We start from the raw sequence: 17,496 nt of genomic DNA, 5'->3' as shown, positions 1-17,496 counted from the left end.
ATTTAAAAGTTGTCAAGTTTTTCCTAATTACTATATATGTAAAATTAAGAGTTTAAAAAACGACCTCATAAGTATAATTAAAATCAAGCATTTTAAAAATTTATTTGAACTTTAACATATCCTTTCACATAAATAGTAAAAGTGCTTGATAATCAGCGCTTTAACTATTAAATTAAGGTTGTGTACAAGGATATGAATAAATAAGTCTGCATAAACAAGCTATATCTAGGTAAAACATAGTCATGATTGTTAACGGTACTTCAAATCAAGATGAGTTGTACGCCAATAAAAATGATCAGGTTTTTGGTCTTGATGGCAATGACATTTTAGATGCCTCCAATGGTCAAGGGAATAATTTACTTGATGGTGGTTCTGGCAACGATCGCCTTTTTGGGAATAATAACGACACTTTAAAAGGCGGTGTTGGAAAAGATGAATTATTTGCTTTAGATAGTTCTGGCTTTAACACTCTTGAAGGAGGAGAAGACAACGATCGCCTTTTTGTAGTGGAGGGTAGCAATAACAAACTTGATGGCGGTTCAGGAAACGATCGCCTAATAGTTTCCGATGGAAGTGGCTATAATACACTATTGGGTGGAACTGGTAATGATTTACTAGATGTCTCTAATGGAACAGGTAATAACAGCCTTGAGGGTAATGAAGGTGATGATGTTCTCATTGGGGGATTAGCTAGCGATCGCTTATTTGGGGGAATTGGTGATGATTCGCTCTTTGCTGGTAAAAAAGGCAGCCAACTAATAGGAGGTACTGGAGAAGACCGCTTTTTTATTGCTAGTGCAGCCGTTCCTGAAGTAGCTGTTGAAGTATTAGATTTTACAAAGGGTCAAGATAAAGTTGTAATTACTGGAATCCCTGAAATTCAGAAATTCCAAGATTTAAAATTAGAGCAAACAGGACTTGATACAGTTATCAAAGCTAGTATCAATGGTGAATTTAAAGAGTTCGGCATTTTAAGAAATGTTCAAGCTAATACTCTTACACCAGATGACTTCAACTTTATAGTTTCAATTTTCTCAATTACTGACGCTTCAGCAATTGAAGGAAATACCATTACCTTCATCGTTACCCGCACAGGGGATGTCCAAGTTGATGAAAGTGTAACTGTATCTACATCTTTGATTACTGGGGATACCGCCAGTACTACTGACTTTGCAACAAAAACTGATACTTTCACCTTTCAAGCGGGAGAAACTCAGAAAAGCTTTACAGTTGTCACAACTCCAGATTCCCTGTTTGAGCAAGATGAAACTTTCAGTGTCAGTTTGAGCAATCCCACAAATGACGCAATTATCAATCCTACTAGTGGTACAGCTAAGGGTACTATTAACGATGATGATCTAGCGCCTGTATTTGCGATCGCTTCTGCTGCTTCCGCAGTTGAAGGAAATGCCATTACCTTCATCATTACCCGCACAGGAGATTCTCAAGTTGATGAAAGTGTAACTGTATCTACATCTTTGATTACTGGGGATACCGCCAGTACCACGGACTTCACGACTAAAACCGAAACTCTCACCTTTGAAGCGGGAGAAACTCAGAAAAGCTTTACAGTTGTCACAACTCCAGATTCCCTATTTGAGGGGAATGAGACTTTTACAGTCAGTTTGAGCAATCCCACAAACCAGGCAATTATTAATCCTACTAGTGGTACAGCTAAGGGAACTATTACTAATGATGACTCAGTTCCTATAAATGCAGGTGTTACCATCACCGAGACTGGTGACAGCACCAACGTCACCGAAGGCGGTGCAACTGACAGTTACTCTGTCGTACTCCTTGATCAGCCAACTGCTGATGTCACTATTACTATTAATAGTGGTAAGCAAATAAAAACCAGCGTTCAGACTCTCACCTTTACTGCACTGAACTGGAATGTGGTGCAAAATGTGACGTTAACGGCAGTAGATGATGCAGTGGTAGAAGGTGATCATACTGAGATTATCCAGCATACACTTACAAGTAGCGATGCTAATTATGATGGCACTGCGATCGCCTCTGTAAACGTTAACATTACTGACAACGACATCCCACTGGCGAAGAGTGCTGATAATGATATTTTCACCATCAAAGGTAAAGGTGAAAAAGCAAGACTTTCAGTTGAATTGACAGGAAACGGCTCTAATCAGTTATATGAACTAGGAGTATTTGCTGTAGATGATCAACAAGGAAATATTCAAGGTATTGCTCCCGGTGCTGCTGGTTATGCTGAAGCAGCCTTGAATCGAGCCAAGGTGATTTTCTCTTCGCTGAACAATTTCCCCAAGGGCTTTAATAGCGATTTAACAAGCTTGCTAGAATTTACCTCTGGTGAACAACTGAGATTTTACTTGGTACGCAATAGCACCACTGATAATGTCTTAGCTGGACAAACTGCCTTTACAGATGTAGTGTTTTCTGACTCAACAAATCTTAAAATTGAAAGCTTGGGCGATGATGGCTTCTCCCTCGCTTGGAAAAGCCAGGATTTGGTAGTGAGAATTCAAGCCACAGAACAAGAGTTGCCTTTGGGAACAGGTTTGCAAGGAAAACAACAAGGAGAACTGATTGATTTACGAGGTGTAATCGCTCAGGTAAAAGCAGATTTTGTAGTCAGCAGAGAAGCTGCATTCAACAACTTTATCGGCTTCTATCAAGTGGCTGATGAAAATGGTGGCATTGATACTAATGGCGATCGCACAGCAGATATTCTCGTCGGGCAGGCGGGTTATACTGAAGCAGCAATTCGTGGACGTGTTCCGGGTATTGACCTAACGGTGAACAACCAAGGTACAGCAACTTACACTGGTACTTTTGGGAGTGATGCCATTTTTGCGCCATTTATTATTATTGATGGTAGACCCGATGCCATTCTCGATAGTAATGCCAATAACAATCCGGCAGTTTACTTTCTATTCTTGGGCGCTAACTCAGACAAAGTAGATCACATTCGTCTGTTAGGAAACAACACCTTTGGCTTTGAAGATTTAGTAAATGGTGGTGACAAAGATTTTAACGATGCCGTTGTGCAAATTAATCTGACTATCGTCTAGCAAAATGATATCAAATCCCAGTTAATTACGCTGCCATTTTAGATAAATTTCAGCCTATTTAATACAGCTTTATAACCTCATCTCCCTTGCGGGATGGGGTTATTTATGCGCTAAGTCTAAAACTGGGATTTACTCAGTTTATTTACCGAGGTATCACCCCGATTTACACAATAAACTGTATGGTGTATTACTCACATTGCTAACAAAGAATATTACTTTTACTAGCAAAAACAGGTGTGAGAAAGCTAAGACACTATTAATAAAAGCAATCATGACTGTATCATTTACAAATGCCACTAACTTCCTAACTGGGACAAATCCCAATTCCGTTACTACAGCAGATATTAACGGTGATGGTAAAAAAGACTTGGTGGTAGCTAACTTAGGTTCCAACAATGTCTCGGTGCTGCTGAACGATGGTAATGGCAGCTTTGGCACTGCCACCAACTACCCAGCTGGGACATCTAGCAATTTTGTTGCTGTAGCAGACTTCAACGGTGATAGCAAACTAGATTTTGTAGTCACAAACTATACTTCTAGCACTGTCTCGCTATTACTAAACAATGGCACTGGCGGCTTTGGCACTCCCACCAGCTTTTCAGTTGGGGCAGAACCCAATTCCGTTGCTGTAGGAGACTTTAATAGTGACAGCAAACTAGACTTGGTGGTAGCTAACTATGGTGCCACCGATGTCTCGCTACTACTGAACAATGGCAGTGGTAGCTTTAACGCTGCCACCAGCTTCACAACTGGGACAAGTCCCCATTCCGTTGCTGTGGGAGACTTCAATAATGACGGCAAGCTGGATATTGTCACCGCAAACTATGATTCTGCTAATGTCTCTGTGTTGCTAAATAATGGCAGTGGCAACTTTAATACTGCTACTAACTTCACTGCTGGGACAAGTCCCGCAGCCGTTGCGGTGGCAGACATTGATGGTGACGGCAAGCTGGACATTGTAGCCGCGAACTATGATTCCAACAATGTCTCTGTGCTGCTGAACAATGGCAGTGGCGGCTTTGATGTTGCCACCAACTTCGTAGTCGGGACAAATCCTCGTTCCGTTGCGGTGGCGGACATTGACGGTGACACCAAACTGGACTTAATTGTAGCTAACTCGGGTTCTAGCAATGTTTCAGTGCTAGTGAACGATGGCAATGGCGGCTTTGATGCTGCCACTAATCTCACAGTCGGTTCAAGTCCCAAATCCGTTGTTGTGCAAGACTTTGACGGTGATGGTAAACTGGACTTGGCAGTAGCTAACTCCGGTTCTGGCAATGTTTCAGTGCTGCTAAATACTTTCAATTCTGACCCTACAGACTTGATCTTGAGTGTTATTGCTGTAGATGAGAATGTAGCTGCGGTAAGTGAAATTGGCATTTTAACCACCGCTGACCTAGACATCAACGACCAGTACACTTATGGTTTAATAGCGGGTATTGGCGATACTGATAACGCTCTATTTACCATTGTCGGCAGTAGCCTACAAATAAAGAATTCCCCCAATTTTGAAAGCAAATCAACTTACAACATCCGGGTAGTTAGCACAGACCTCGGTGGATTCATCTTTGAGAAGCAGCTAGTTATCAATGTCAACGACCTCAACGAAAAGCCTACAGACTTGATATTTAGTGGCGCTATTAGCAGCGATGATGATGATGACGATGACGATGACGATGATGACGATGATGATAATAATAGTAGTGGTGATGGAGATGATGATGACGACGATAATGATGATAAAAAAATCATTGGTATCTTCAGCACCATTGACCCAGACAACAATGACCAGCACACTTATAGTTTAGTGGCGGGTACTACCGATAATGATAATGGCGCATTCATCATTGAAGGAGATAGCTTAAAAATTAAATCTGACGTGACTAAATCTAGTTACAAGATTCGCGTCCGCACTACTGATATTGGTGGACTTTCTTTTGATAAAGATTTGGCTGTTAATATTGAGGGTTTTGGGTCTACTACAAATACCCAGGTGACAACAACTTTCCAGATGGTTAATGTTACTCAAAATATATTTACCGTCAAAAGTAAAATTAAGGGTGGTAAAGGAAAACTCTCCATTAAGATTAAAACCAGCACTTCTAAAGAGGTGAATGAACTGGGTGTATTTTTCGTTGACGATGAACAAGGTACGATTAACGGTATAGCCCCCGGTGCAGAGAGTTATACACGAGTAGCTCTAGAGCGCTCAAAAGTGATTTTCTCCTCCATTGCCAATCTACCCAAGGGTTTTAAGCACGCCGACCTGAAAAATATTGTAGAATTTGACTCTGATACCAAAGTGAGATTCTATATGGTATCTAACAGTACTACTCAGGCTGTACTTTCTGGAAAAACATCTTTCTCCAATGTCCTTTTTTCCTCAGCTACAAATAGCAGCACAGAAGAGGAAGGGTTTTCTCTGAACTTCCAAAATTTGGTTGTGAATGTTCAGACAACAGAGCAAGAGGTATCTTTAGGTACTAGTCTGCAAGGCAAATATCAAGGCGAACTGATTGATTTACGGAGTATGACACAATCAGTAACAGCCGAGTGTGTAGTCAACAGAGAAGCATCTTACAACAACTTTGTCGGTTTCTATCAGATAGCTGATGAGAATGGTGGTATTGACACCAACGGTGATGGCACAGCAGATATTCTCGTTGGACAGGCTGGTTATGCCCAAGCTGCTGTGCGTGGGCGTGTTACAGGCATTGACTTGACAGTAGACAACCAAGGTTCTGCAAAATACACTGGCAGTTTCGGGCCTAATTCTCTGTTTGCGCCATTTATTATTGTCGATGGTAAACCCGATGCCATTCTCAATAGCAGTAACAATAATAAGGTGTACTTTGCATTCTTAGGTGCTAACTCAGATAAGGCAGATCACGTTCGGTTATTAGGGAATAACACCTTTGGTTTTGAGGATTTCCTAAATGGTGGTGATAAAGATTACAACGATGTCATTGTGCAGCTAAATTTAAGTGTCAAGGCTGCGTAATATCAAACCTAAGTAATTACTTAGTAAAATCGAACAACCTCATCCCAGTTGCGGGGTGGGGTTATTCTATGTATATCGATTAAATTGACTTGATATTAATTAAACTGGTAAATTTACTGAAGGCAGTTATTGTCTTTCCTTCATAAATTTAGTAGTTGATTCCTCTATGGTGACAAAAATCTTCGCCTTTACTTTTCCAGTTAATTTTTATTAAATTAAGCTAGCAAAAAAGTGATGAAGAATTATTTCATAATCGGTCATTGGTGCTGTTTAATGAGGAAAGCTCACTAAGTTTCCTCATCAATGATCCTACTTAATACCCATATTCAAGAATTTGTAAAAAATCATTCTGAAATTTAAAATTTTTTTATTACATAATTCTTAATTAGGGTATTTACTTAGGAAAGCATCTGTGATATTTTCATGTTGATTATCATAAAATTAAAATACGCAACGCTAAGTTTGACAACTGCGCTTCTGTGTCTTGGTTTGATGATGAATATCCATATTGGATACTTGCAACGCTAAATATTGATTTAAAGCTGTATAAATTATGTAGTGTTAACCAAGTGATAACCTTTCCTCGATCTATTTACACTATCTTTGGTTTTGAACAATGCATAACAGTAGGAACCCTGTGATATGAATGCAGGTATACAATTAGACGAAGCTACCCTCTGTGTTTTTACATATTTAGGCAAACTTAATGCCACAGAAGTTTTGCCCCTATTGGCATAAAACCAAACATTGGTACTGTTAGCAAAAGAGATACTCTCTAATATTCTCGACTTTATTCCTCACTTTTACCTTTGACTTGTTTTATATGACTTATATTAAGAACACTTTTCCCGAATTTCTCACCACCCTAGAAGGGTTTGAGCAGTTACCAGATGAAGCGATCGCTAATTTATCACAACAACTCCAAGCCTGGCGCTATCGCATCGGTCAGAAAATCATCGGTAAAGAAAGTCTCCCCGACCGGATCACCATAATTTATGAGGGACAAGTGCGTTTGTTGGGATACGAACCCCAGACGCAAATGCCAATCACCTTAAAATTACTGCAACCAGGGGAAATTATCGGCGAAATTGGTTTGTTGCGCGATGTTGCCTGCGAGACAGCGATCGCCTCCACCGAAGTAGTATGTTTAACCTTAACTGCATCTGCGTATTTGAATTTTCTGTCTTCATACCCAGCATTTGCCGAAGCTCGTAAGAACCGCAGTTATTTGATGGAAGTTTTTGAGATTCTCGGTTTCCATTGGCAAAAGCAAGCGATCGCAACTTTAAATCTCAAAGAACTGGCAGAAAACGCCTTACCACAGGCGAGAGTACATTATCTTCCTCCAGGAAAAACTTCATTCAACCAACTGGATAGCGAAAGAATCTGGTTTGTAAGTGGCGGTGGTACAGTAACGAATTTATCACCTGGCGATCGCCTAGAATCGGACGATGACAGAGACAAAATTCAAGTCATAGGTCAAAACCCCGCACGGTTGCTTGGTATACATCCGTTAGATTTGATCTTAAAAGATAGTCATCAGATAGAACTTGTGGTAAGGGACACCAAATCAGATAGCGCAGAGGAAGAGGAACTAGATATCCCCTACGCATCAGACGAAGTAGTTCCACAGACAGCCCCCCAAACCTCAAAGATTTCGTCAAAAGGCAAATACCCATTTTTTAGCGGTAAGGGAGAACTAAATACAGCCTTTGCCTGCTTCCAAATGCTCACGAAACACTTAGGAATACCGTTTCGTCGAGAGGTGGTTCGCCGGATCTTAACTGAGCAAGTCAAACGTCAGGGTAGTATATCGTTTCAAGTTACTGCTTACCTGGCAGAGTTAATCGGACTCAAAGCGCAGTTGGTAGAGCTACCAATTGCTTCGCTGCCGCGCATTCCTACACCAGCATTGATTCGCTATGGTGATAGTTTTGCCGTTTTATATGCAGCAGATGCAAATACTATGGTTGTGGGTGTACCATCCAAAGGAATTGTGCGCTGCAAACCCGCTCAATTGGTTGAACAATTAGATGTTGATCCAACCAACTTTCCGCCCCAAGTTAGGGTATTGCTGCTCAGTGCTACCAACGAAACACCCCAAGAGCGCTTTAGTTTACGCTGGTTTATACCTTATTTGGCACGCCACAAGCGAGTCCTTATAGAGGTCTTTGTCGCTTCCTTTTTCGTCCAGTTGGCAGCGTTGGCAAACCCGCTAGTCGTCCAGTTAATTATCGACAAGGTTATCACTCAAAATAGTATTGGCACCCTACATATTTTGGGGGTTTTGCTATTAGTCGTCGGGCTATTTGAAGCAGTGTTGACTACCTTACGAACCTACCTATTTGTCGATACCACTAATCGGATCGATATGGGTTTAGGGTCGCAAATTATCGATCACTTACTACGTCTACCGTTGCGCTACTTTGAACGCCGACCGGTGGGTGAACTTTCCACACGGATCAACGAATTAGAAAATATCCGCCAATTTCTCACCGGCACTGCCTTAACGGTGGGGTTAGATGCTCTCTTCTCGGTGGTTTATATCGGTGTGATGCTGATTTATAGTTGGCAACTCACCTTAGTAGGTTTAAGCACGATTCCCGTGTTTATCATTATTACTTTAATCGCTTCTCCCACCATTAGCAGACAGTTACGTGCCAAAGCCGAACGCAACGCCGAAACTCAATCTTATTTAGTGGAAGTGATGTCAGGAATTCAAACAGTAAAAGCGCAAAATATCGAATTGCGATCGCGCTTTTCTTGGCAAGAACGTTACGCTCGGTTTGTCGCTGCTGGTTTTAAAACAGTTGTGACTTCCACCCTCGCTAACTCTACCAGCAACTTTCTCAACAAACTCAGCAGCTTACTGGTTTTGTGGGTAGGAGCTTATCTCGTACTCGAAGGAGAATTAACTTTAGGCGAATTAATTGCCTTTAGAATCATATCGGGTTACGTCACCAGCCCAATATTGCGTTTGGCTCAACTCTGGCAAAGCTTCCAAGAAACGGCGTTGTCTCTAGAACGTTTAAGCGATATTGTCGATACACCACAAGAAGGAGAAACAGACCGTTACAATATACCGCTACCTACGATCACCGGAGCAGTAAAATACGAAAATGTTTCCTTCCGCTTTGGCACGAGTGGCCCTCTGCAACTTTCCAATGTCAACCTCGAATTTGCTCCAGGTAAATTTATCGGTATTGTTGGCCAAAGTGGTTCTGGTAAAAGTACGATGATGAAGTTACTGCTTAGACTTTACGAAACTGAGTCCGGCAGAATTTTGATTGATGGTTATGATATTGCCAAAGTGGAACTTTATTCACTACGACGACAAATTGGTGTAGTTCCTCAAGAGACATTATTGTTTGACGGCAGCGTTCAAGAAAATATTGCCCTAACAAATCCCGATGCGACAACCGAAGAAATTATCGAAGCGGCTCAGGTTGCGTGCGCCCACGAGTTTGTAATGAGCTTGCCCAACGGTTATAATACGCGGGTGGGAGAACGAGGTTCCGCACTTTCGGGTGGACAACGACAAAGAATTGCGATCGCCCGTTCAGTTTTACAACGACCAAAATTATTAGTTTTAGATGAAGCAACGAGCGCATTAGATTATCCCACAGAACGGCAAATATGTCTCAACTTAGCCAAAGCATTCAAGGGTGATACAGTATTTTTTATTACCCACCGACTGAACACTGTGAGTAATGCAGACATGATTGTTGTCATGGATAATAGCAGGGTTATAGAACAAGGTAGCCATCAAGAATTAATGGCTACTAAAGGTCATTATTATTACCTGTATCAGCAACAAGATGTGAGCTTGTAATAAGTCATTGCTAGGGGCATGGCATCAGAAGATTCTCTATTTGACCAACATTCCATAGATACAGCAATCACCAGATAGTAGGCACTATCACAAATATCAAAATCCAGGTTTTCGGCATCGGTAAATAGTGCCTACCCTACAAAAAACCCCAAGTCTAAAATCCAAAATCTAAAATCGTTATGACTCAACTTAATGGAAATCACCTCAACGGCAATCATAAAAACGGCAATCATAAAAACAAAGTAAAGCAAGATTCACGGGTAATTACAAAACAACAGAAAGCGGCTCCAGAGCCTTTAACTGACTCAAATACTCAAGACTTTGAGCAAGCCGTTATTTTGCGCCAATCTCCAATTTGGTCGCGGGCAATCATGGTTACACTAATGGGGTTAGCTTGTTTTGGAATTACTTGGGCTTATTTTGCGAAAATTGAGCAAGTAGTGCCAGCAACAGGACAATTAAAGCCGCAAGGAACAATCAAAGAAGTTCAGGCTCCTGTTAGTGGAGTGGTAAAAAAAGTTTATGTTAAAGATGGACAAGCAGTAAAGCCAGGAGACTTGCTACTGACTTTTGATTCCATAGCTCCTGTGGCTGAGTTAAATTCTTTGAACCAGATTCGCATTGCATTAATTAAAGAAAACCAGATTTACCGCCGATTGATGAGTGCAAGTACCGCCACAGGATCGGAACTGTTATATTTGCGCGGTAATTTGCCACCAGAAACTGCTTTTCTGCTGAAAAGTCGGGCAGCACTCGTAGGAGAAAATGAATTCTTGCGGACTCAATTAAAAAATTCCGGTCAAGATTTCGCGCTAGGAATTGATGAGCAACGACGTCTACAAGTTGCCAAAAAAGAATTAGATTCTCGCTCTTCATCGGGACGATTGGAAGTAGAAAAAACCAAAAAACAACTTACTCAAAATCAAATTAAGCTGGAAGATAGTAAAGCAAGTTTAGCTATTCAACAAGGGATTTTAGATAAACTGAAGATATTAGCAGAAGAAGGTGGCATTTCTCAGCTTCAGTATCTCAACCAGCAACAAGAAGTACAAAACCGCACGGCGGAAGTAGCACAACTAGGTGAGGAACTGAAACGCCTAGAATTTGATATAGAAAAAGGCCAGGAAGACTTAAGCAATACAGTCGCTGTTTCTGATAAAAACATTTTGGATAAGATAGCTGATAACAAACAGCGTATTGCCGACATCGATAGCCAATTCATGAGAGTTGTGCTGGATAATGAGCAGCGTTTAGCAGATGTCAATAGTAAAATCTCTCAAACACAGTTAAACGTTAGATATCAAGAACTCCGCGCACCTGTAGCCGGAACAGTTTTTGATTTGCAAGCAAAAAACCCTGGATTTGTAGCGACTCCAACTACAAAACTGCTGCAAATTGTCCCAAATGAAAACTATATAGCTGAAGTTTTCATCACTAACAAAGATATTGGTTTTGTCCGAAAAGGCATGAAGGCAGATGTCAGAATTGACTCCTTTCCTTACAGTGAGTTTGGCGATATCAAAGGAGAAGTAACTGGAATAGGGTCAGACGCATTACCGCCAGACCAAACACATCAGTTTTATAGATTTCCGGCAAAAGTCTCATTGGATAAACAATCTTTAGTAATTAATGGTAAAAGCGTCTTTTTGCAGTCTGGTATGTCGATAAGTGCCAATATAAAGGTACGCGAAGAACGGACTGTGCTTAGTCTATTCACTGAATTGTTTACCAACCAAGTTGATACTCTTAAAGAGGTACGATGAAGAGTGCTGAGTTAAAAGTGCTGTTAGCGGATAGCTAAGGTTTAGCCCGTGCTGAGTTAAAAAACCTCAGCACTCATAACTCAGCACTCGGAACTCAGCACTCATAACTTAGCACTCAGCACTCTTCATGATGATTTATTCTCAACGCATCGAACCTGCTCCCGGACAAGAATCAGTTTGGGATTACCCCCGTCCTCCTCGTCTGGAGGACACAAACAAACATATCCAAATTATTTTTAATGGGGTAACAATTGCGGATACTCACAGCGCCAAGCGCGTTTTAGAAACTAGTCATCCACCCGTTTACTACATCCCTCCTGCGGATATCAAAATGGAATATCTGCACCTGACACCGCAATCTAGCTTTTGCGAGTGGAAGGGACGCGCTGGTTATTATACAATCGCCGTTGGTGAAAAAGAAGTTCAGAATGCTGGTTGGTTCTACCCCGACCCTACACCAGCCTTTGAATCCATGAAAGATTATATAGCTTTTTACGCTCATGTCATGGATAGCTGCTACGTGAATGACGAAAAGGCACAACCACAACCAGGTAATTTCTATGGCGGTTGGGTTACTAATGATATCGTTGGGCCATTCAAAGGCGCTCCCGGTACTTGGGGATGGTGAGGAGTAATTTAAAATTCGGCGTTGTATAGTTACGGGATAAATGTCTCACGCAGAGGCGCAGAGACGCAGAGAGAATAAGGAGTTTAGATTTTAATATGTAAAATTTTATTCCTTGATTCAGCAACGCCCAAAAGTTATTTAAACGATGTTTTATAGAGACGCAATTTTCCTCGCATCTCTACAATGTGTTTAGATGAGTTTTATTCTGCGTTCACAAATTCCAAGTACCCATTGCTAAGTTCTTTCACCGCTAAATCATAAAATTGCTTACCGTGTTCTGGCGTTGCTAAAGCTGGATTTGAACCCATGCGTCCATCTGGATAATGCACTCGAAAGTCAGTTGCACTATAAATTCTGTGTCCACTTGCAACTTCTGGTGAGAGGGGTGCTTGCTTAATCGCCTCTGGATAAACGTACTGGGTGAGGGCTACTTCACTTGGGGTTGCATGAGAACCTTCTTGATCGCCATATAATTCTTTAGCTAGCTTATATACAGAACTGCACATAAACCAGTTTGCTACTTGACATTGTACCTGTTGGGCATTGGCAATCTGCAAATCTTCTAAGTGAGCGTAAGTTTCTGAGAAAGCAGCTTTGAGGGTGGCGATATTACCGCCGTGTCCGTTGATAAAGTAGAACTTGGTAAAACCAGCTTTGGCTAAACAAGTTACATAGTCTCGCACTACTTGAATTAAAGTGCTAGGACGCAGACTGATTGTACCGGGAAATGCAGTATGATGCAGTGCCATCCCCACATTGATTGTAGGGCCAACGATCGCTTGAGTTGATTCACCTACCCCACGAGCGATCGCTTCTGCACAAATGGCATCAGTGCCAATTAACCCCGTTGGCCCATGTTGCTCTGTGGAACCAATAGGAAAAATAATTCCCTTTGACTGCTGTAAATAAGTTTCGACTTCTTGCCAAGTACTTAAATGTAGTAACATTTTTGATGATTTTTCTCGATAAAATTCCAGTGGGACGAAACCTTTTCTGCTAAACAGCATCTTTTGTAATTAAACTCCCACTAACACGATTATGAACTTTCTTTGTTTCCATCGGCGGGAATCACTATGAAATCCCATCATTTCTGCCAAATTTGGAGGAAATGAGACTATTTATTTCTATGAATATTGTTTAGGTGATGGAGTCGCAACGAGTTTCGACAGATATGGATATAAGCAATTTACCGATTCTGCTACTTTATCCTACAACACTCGCTGCGAACCTCCTTATAATAGAAATCAAAATTGAGTTATGAGATGTAAGTTTTTGGGATCATCAACAAAACAAAGGGGATCAATCTTCGCTGTAGACTATTCAAAGTAATAATGTTTTTTGACGTTACTTGTAATCTCCCATGTGCAGGACATACCAGCAGGAAAAATCACCAAATCGCCTTTACCCATTTGCACTGGCTGTCCACCATCAGGAGTAACAACTACATCACCTTCTAAAAGGTAGCAGGTTTCTTGAGAATCATAAGTCCAAGGGAATTTTGAGATTTCTTTTTGCCAAATGTCCCATTTGGACACACCTAATTGATTAAGATGTTGTTGACTGGGTTGATGCTCAATTTTAATTTCCATACTGTGCTTTCTCTAGTTGTGTTCAGCAGTAGGATTGGATATCCTCTCCACACTGATCTACTAGATAGCATAAAGCGCGAAAACGCAAGTACACAAGTTCGTCATAAAGCGGATTGAGCTTGCACAGTGGGGGAATGTGTCCTACTTTGCGACCAAAAAGCATGATATCACGCTCAAATGGACACTGGGCAGGAATCAACTTAGCAATAAATTGGGCTAATTCCCGATTCGGAATCTCGATTTTGTCAAGCCATTGACGTAATGGTTGTAGTAAATCTAATCTAGTTTGAGCAAATTTTTTTTTACTACCTGCTTGATTATTTTCTTCTAAAGGGCTAATAAAAGCAGGTAGAAAAATACGTCGGTTGTTGGTTTTTAGCATAGTTGTGAGCAAGGTTTTCCTTGTGTAGATGAACTATTTGCCGACTGGGAATATTACCATGTAATTTGTCTGGTAAATTTGCATTAGGCTTAGTAAATTATGAAGAAAAATAAGCACAATGCAAACAATTTACATACATCTCTGGGAGGAAATAGTTGAACTAATTGTTATTTAACCCTACCAAATCAAGAAGAACTGTCCCGTTAAATACAAAATAACAAAGAAAATATAAAAATGGCATTTCCTTAACTTATGGATTTGTGATCTTGGATATAGCAATTTTATATCTTAAATATAAATGCCTGGTTCTGAAAATGCCTAGTATCTGAAGATGTACTTTAGGAAAGAAAAATACAGTTTTGATCTTACTCCATATAGACTTTACTAGGATTAGCCTCTAACTATCTAGCGATTTTAGGCTATTAAATATTTAGTAATCTGTCCAATATGTTACACTAGCTAACTTAGACATTATCTAATAAGTAGCAAGAAATCCTTTGATAATTCCCAGCTAATATACTTAGAAAGTATAGTATTTATAAAAATCTTTGCAACACGTATATCAAATGTAAGGGCGTACCTCTGTACGCCCTTGTCAATAAATATTAGATATTTTGTGAAATGGTATCATCGCTAAAAGCTTATTTCTTAAAATGTCTCAAGTCGTAACGGTCTTGATATTTGCTGATATACTCCACATTCTGTTGCTCTAATTTTGACAGCAATTTAGATGAAAATGCCTTTGGTGAATATATGGGACGATACCAAGGTTGGTTATTAAAGTAATCTTGTAATTCAGGAGTGTCAAAACGGCGGCCGTGACTGGCAAAAATTGAATTTCGCATAATATCTAATTCAAAACCGTTTTTACCATCCAAATCTGCATCAGTTATAAGTCTTTGGGAAAGCCAGAAATAAGTGTTGACAACTGTAGGTATTGATGTAGTTGGGGTAGGTGTAGATTGAGTAGGAACAGATGGGTTTGTTGGTATAAATTTGGGAGTTTCTATCACGGGGCTTGTGAGAGTTGACGGTGTTTCGGAAGATAACACCGTTTTGTCTGCTGTAGATTGAGAAGATTTTGTTAATACCTGGCCAATAATTACAGATGCACCAATTAACCCACCTGCGATTAAACTGCCTATAAGAATATTATTCTGACTATTACTTTGAGGGTTAGGCTGTGGCTTAACATACACTGTCTGAGGTAGCGGTGCAGATACCGATTGCGTTGGTGGAATTGGATTTGCTATGCTCTGCAAAGCATCTAGCATTCCTCTGGCTGTTGAGTACCGATCGCGCGGATGATAAGCGATCGCTTTATCGATCACTCCTGCTATGATTGAACTAACATGAGTGGCATACTGTCGCCACACTATTTCACCCGTCTGGGAATCTGTTTCTAGTTGTTGCGCTGCTCTACCAGTCAGCAAATAAATTACCGTCATTCCTAAACTATATAAATCACTCGAATAAACTGGTCTACCTGCGGCTTGTTCACTCGGCATATAACCAGGTGTACCAATCACAATCGAACTGGTAGGATTGCCTTGAGAATTCACTACTGTTCCCATTGATTCTCGCACAGCGCCAAAATCAATCAGCACCGGTTTACCATCGCGATCGCGCACAATAATGTTATCCGGTTTAATATCGCGGTGAACGATATGCTTAGAATGGACGTAATCCAGGACAGGTAGTAAATTCATGAATAATTCCTGGATAGCGCTTTCACTAAATACTCCCTGCTTCTGGAATTTCCCAGTTAGGGTATCGCCTTCAATCCACTCCTGAACTAAGTAAAATTGCCCACCTGACGAGAAATAGGCATACAATGCCGGAATCTGGTCATTTGCGCCCCCAAGTTCTTCTAAAATAGCTGCTTCCCGTTGAAACCTCTCTTGGACTATTCGGTAAATTTGGGGATTGTTGTGAATCGGTCTTAGCTGTTTGACTACACAACGCCGCTTTGAGGGCATATAGGTATCTTCTGCTACATAGGTTTCACCAAACCCACCAGCACCCAATGTACGGATAACTTGATAGCGATCGTTCAGCAGCTGTATTGTCATAGGAGATTACAAGCGATATTCATAAGATAGTTTTCCCCATAACTACCTTCATTTCAAATCTAGTAAACCTTCTTCTTTCAATTTAGGATTGAAGCGAATTTGCATTTGCAAACCACGCACTTCTAGCAATTGTGTTGAAATTTCTGCTTCTACTCTCCGGGCTACATTTTTAATAATTTTCATTTGTGCTAATTCGTCATTAGCTGGATTTTGATAATTTGCCTGTTCTTCAGGTGTCATTACCATTTTGATATCAATGGGATGAGTCCATTTTTCTTTGTTATCCCCATTTCCCCAGGGTACGCTGCCATTTTCAGCAATCCAAGCATTCTCAATATTTTCTAAAATTGTGCGACTAGGGCGCTCAATAGTTTGAACCTTGACCCAATAACATTGCTGTGGCTGACGAACTAAATGCTGCTTGAGGCTGAGATAAACATCACGGGAATACCCGACAAATTGCAGCACTTTTTTTTGGTCAAAGATCGCATATACGCCGATTTTACCTTGAAATTCTTCAGGTAATTGACCGCGATCGCTAATGTAAGGAATGTATTCTAGAGTTGCTAAAGAAGAAAGATTTGTTTCAGGAGTCATAGCTCAAAGATAAAACTTGCTATTTGCCTTCGTAATTGAGAATTGCTAATTAGGGAAAAATTATTTTTAAAATTACTCATTACTCAATTTTTGGTAAATTGCACAAAGGCGACTAGGTTTAAAAATTTTAGCACTGAACATGAAATTTGGTGGGACGTTGATGATGACATATTCATCAGATTTATAATACTTTTCAAACTCTACTGGCATTCCTTTAGTGGTAGTTAAGCTATAAGGAACTGGCTGGAAAAGTAGTTCTGTAAATTTAACTTCCTTACACCGCAACTGTTGACAAATTTGATTTAAAAAAGCCACGCTTGTCAATAACTCGAATAGAGTTTCTTGAAGCTCAGGTTCGAGAGTGAAACTGCCATCAAAGTTCTGGACGATTTTAAGAGACATTTTCTGTATAGCTAGTTTTTAACAACTAAATAATGATAGAGGGTAGGCAACATTTTGCACATTGGTGATCCAAAAGCACTGGTTAACAAAGCCTACCTTCTTAAGCAGATCAGCCTTGTGAAAAATTACCACTTTAAGATCAGCCTATTGGATTGTGGAACTTCTGTCAGCCACAGGAGG

General features: G+C 40.5%; 11 protein-coding genes. 5 read left to right on the top strand and 6 right to left on the bottom strand.

All coding sequences use genetic code 11. The annotated features are described in order from the left end of the window. The first annotated feature begins 242 nt into the window (after positions 1-242). From F8S12_RS03745 to F8S12_RS03725, 5 genes are all read left to right on the top strand, one after another. Positions 243-3,050: a Calx-beta domain-containing protein gene (locus F8S12_RS03745; protein ID WP_196514855.1), complete on the top strand. Its 2,808-nt coding sequence runs from the start codon at positions 243-245 to the stop codon at positions 3,048-3,050. A 271-nt stretch (positions 3,051-3,321) separates the two neighbouring features. Continuing rightward, positions 3,322-6,051, top strand: a complete 2,730-nt coding sequence (locus F8S12_RS03740) for an FG-GAP-like repeat-containing protein (protein ID WP_196514854.1) — start codon at positions 3,322-3,324, stop codon at positions 6,049-6,051. A gap of 823 nt (positions 6,052-6,874) precedes the next feature. After that, the gene (locus tag F8S12_RS03735; RefSeq protein ID WP_196514853.1) at positions 6,875-9,883 is read left to right on the top strand and encodes a peptidase domain-containing ABC transporter; all 3,009 of its coding nucleotides are present in this window, start codon (positions 6,875-6,877) and stop codon (positions 9,881-9,883) included. A gap of 179 nt (positions 9,884-10,062) precedes the next feature. Next, positions 10,063-11,646, top strand: a complete 1,584-nt coding sequence (locus F8S12_RS03730; RefSeq protein ID WP_196514852.1) for an HlyD family efflux transporter periplasmic adaptor subunit — start codon at positions 10,063-10,065, stop codon at positions 11,644-11,646. 130 nt (positions 11,647-11,776) lie between these two features. Beyond that, positions 11,777-12,274 (top strand): DUF427 domain-containing protein, encoded by a 498-nt coding sequence (locus F8S12_RS03725; protein ID WP_196514874.1) that lies wholly within the window; start codon positions 11,777-11,779, stop codon positions 12,272-12,274. A gap of 200 nt (positions 12,275-12,474) precedes the next feature. Here F8S12_RS03725 and F8S12_RS03720 read toward each other — a convergent pair whose 3' ends face one another. The 6 genes from F8S12_RS03720 to F8S12_RS03695 form a co-directional block, all read right to left on the bottom strand. Next, a complete protein-coding gene (locus tag F8S12_RS03720; RefSeq protein WP_196514872.1) occupies positions 12,475-13,221 on the bottom strand; it encodes a creatininase family protein in 747 nt (248 codons plus the stop codon). 369 nt (positions 13,222-13,590) lie between these two features. After that, positions 13,591-13,863: a cupin domain-containing protein gene (locus F8S12_RS03715; RefSeq protein ID WP_196514851.1), complete on the bottom strand. Its 273-nt coding sequence runs from the start codon at positions 13,861-13,863 to the stop codon at positions 13,591-13,593. A gap of 22 nt (positions 13,864-13,885) precedes the next feature. After that, positions 13,886-14,245: a Mo-dependent nitrogenase C-terminal domain-containing protein gene (locus F8S12_RS03710; protein ID WP_196514850.1), complete on the bottom strand. Its 360-nt coding sequence runs from the start codon at positions 14,243-14,245 to the stop codon at positions 13,886-13,888. A 641-nt stretch (positions 14,246-14,886) separates the two neighbouring features. Continuing rightward, on the bottom strand, positions 14,887-16,317 hold the full coding sequence (locus tag F8S12_RS03705; protein ID WP_196514849.1) for a protein kinase domain-containing protein: 1,431 nt from the start codon (positions 16,315-16,317) through the stop codon (positions 14,887-14,889). 48 nt (positions 16,318-16,365) lie between these two features. Further along, on the bottom strand, positions 16,366-16,914 hold the full coding sequence (locus tag F8S12_RS03700) for a GIY-YIG nuclease family protein (RefSeq protein ID WP_196514848.1): 549 nt from the start codon (positions 16,912-16,914) through the stop codon (positions 16,366-16,368). A gap of 72 nt (positions 16,915-16,986) precedes the next feature. Then, positions 16,987-17,316, bottom strand: a complete 330-nt coding sequence (locus tag F8S12_RS03695) for a hypothetical protein (protein WP_196514847.1) — start codon at positions 17,314-17,316, stop codon at positions 16,987-16,989. Between the last annotated feature and the right edge of the window lie 180 nt (positions 17,317-17,496).

Source organism: Nostoc sp. WHI (genome assembly GCF_015714725.1).
GTDB lineage: Bacteria > Cyanobacteriota > Cyanobacteriia > Cyanobacteriales > Nostocaceae > Nostoc.
The sequence above is the reverse complement of the archived record's forward strand: the minus strand, read 5'-3'. Positions and strand labels throughout refer to the sequence as shown.

Coding starts and splice junctions, on each gene's coding strand:
- F8S12_RS03725 (WP_196514874.1), top strand. CDS start 11,777: ATGATTTATTCTCAACGCATCGAACCTGCTCCCGGACAAGAATCAGTT.
- F8S12_RS03745 (WP_196514855.1), top strand. CDS start 243: ATGATTGTTAACGGTACTTCAAATCAAGATGAGTTGTACGCCAATAAA.
- F8S12_RS03730 (WP_196514852.1), top strand. CDS start 10,063: ATGACTCAACTTAATGGAAATCACCTCAACGGCAATCATAAAAACGGC.
- F8S12_RS03720 (WP_196514872.1), bottom strand. CDS start 13,221: ATGTTACTACATTTAAGTACTTGGCAAGAAGTCGAAACTTATTTACAG.
- F8S12_RS03695 (WP_196514847.1), bottom strand. CDS start 17,316: ATGTCTCTTAAAATCGTCCAGAACTTTGATGGCAGTTTCACTCTCGAA.
- F8S12_RS03710 (WP_196514850.1), bottom strand. CDS start 14,245: ATGCTAAAAACCAACAACCGACGTATTTTTCTACCTGCTTTTATTAGC.
- F8S12_RS03740 (WP_196514854.1), top strand. CDS start 3,322: ATGACTGTATCATTTACAAATGCCACTAACTTCCTAACTGGGACAAAT.
- F8S12_RS03700 (WP_196514848.1), bottom strand. CDS start 16,914: ATGACTCCTGAAACAAATCTTTCTTCTTTAGCAACTCTAGAATACATT.
- F8S12_RS03735 (WP_196514853.1), top strand. CDS start 6,875: ATGACTTATATTAAGAACACTTTTCCCGAATTTCTCACCACCCTAGAA.
- F8S12_RS03705 (WP_196514849.1), bottom strand. CDS start 16,317: ATGACAATACAGCTGCTGAACGATCGCTATCAAGTTATCCGTACATTG.
- F8S12_RS03715 (WP_196514851.1), bottom strand. CDS start 13,863: ATGGAAATTAAAATTGAGCATCAACCCAGTCAACAACATCTTAATCAA.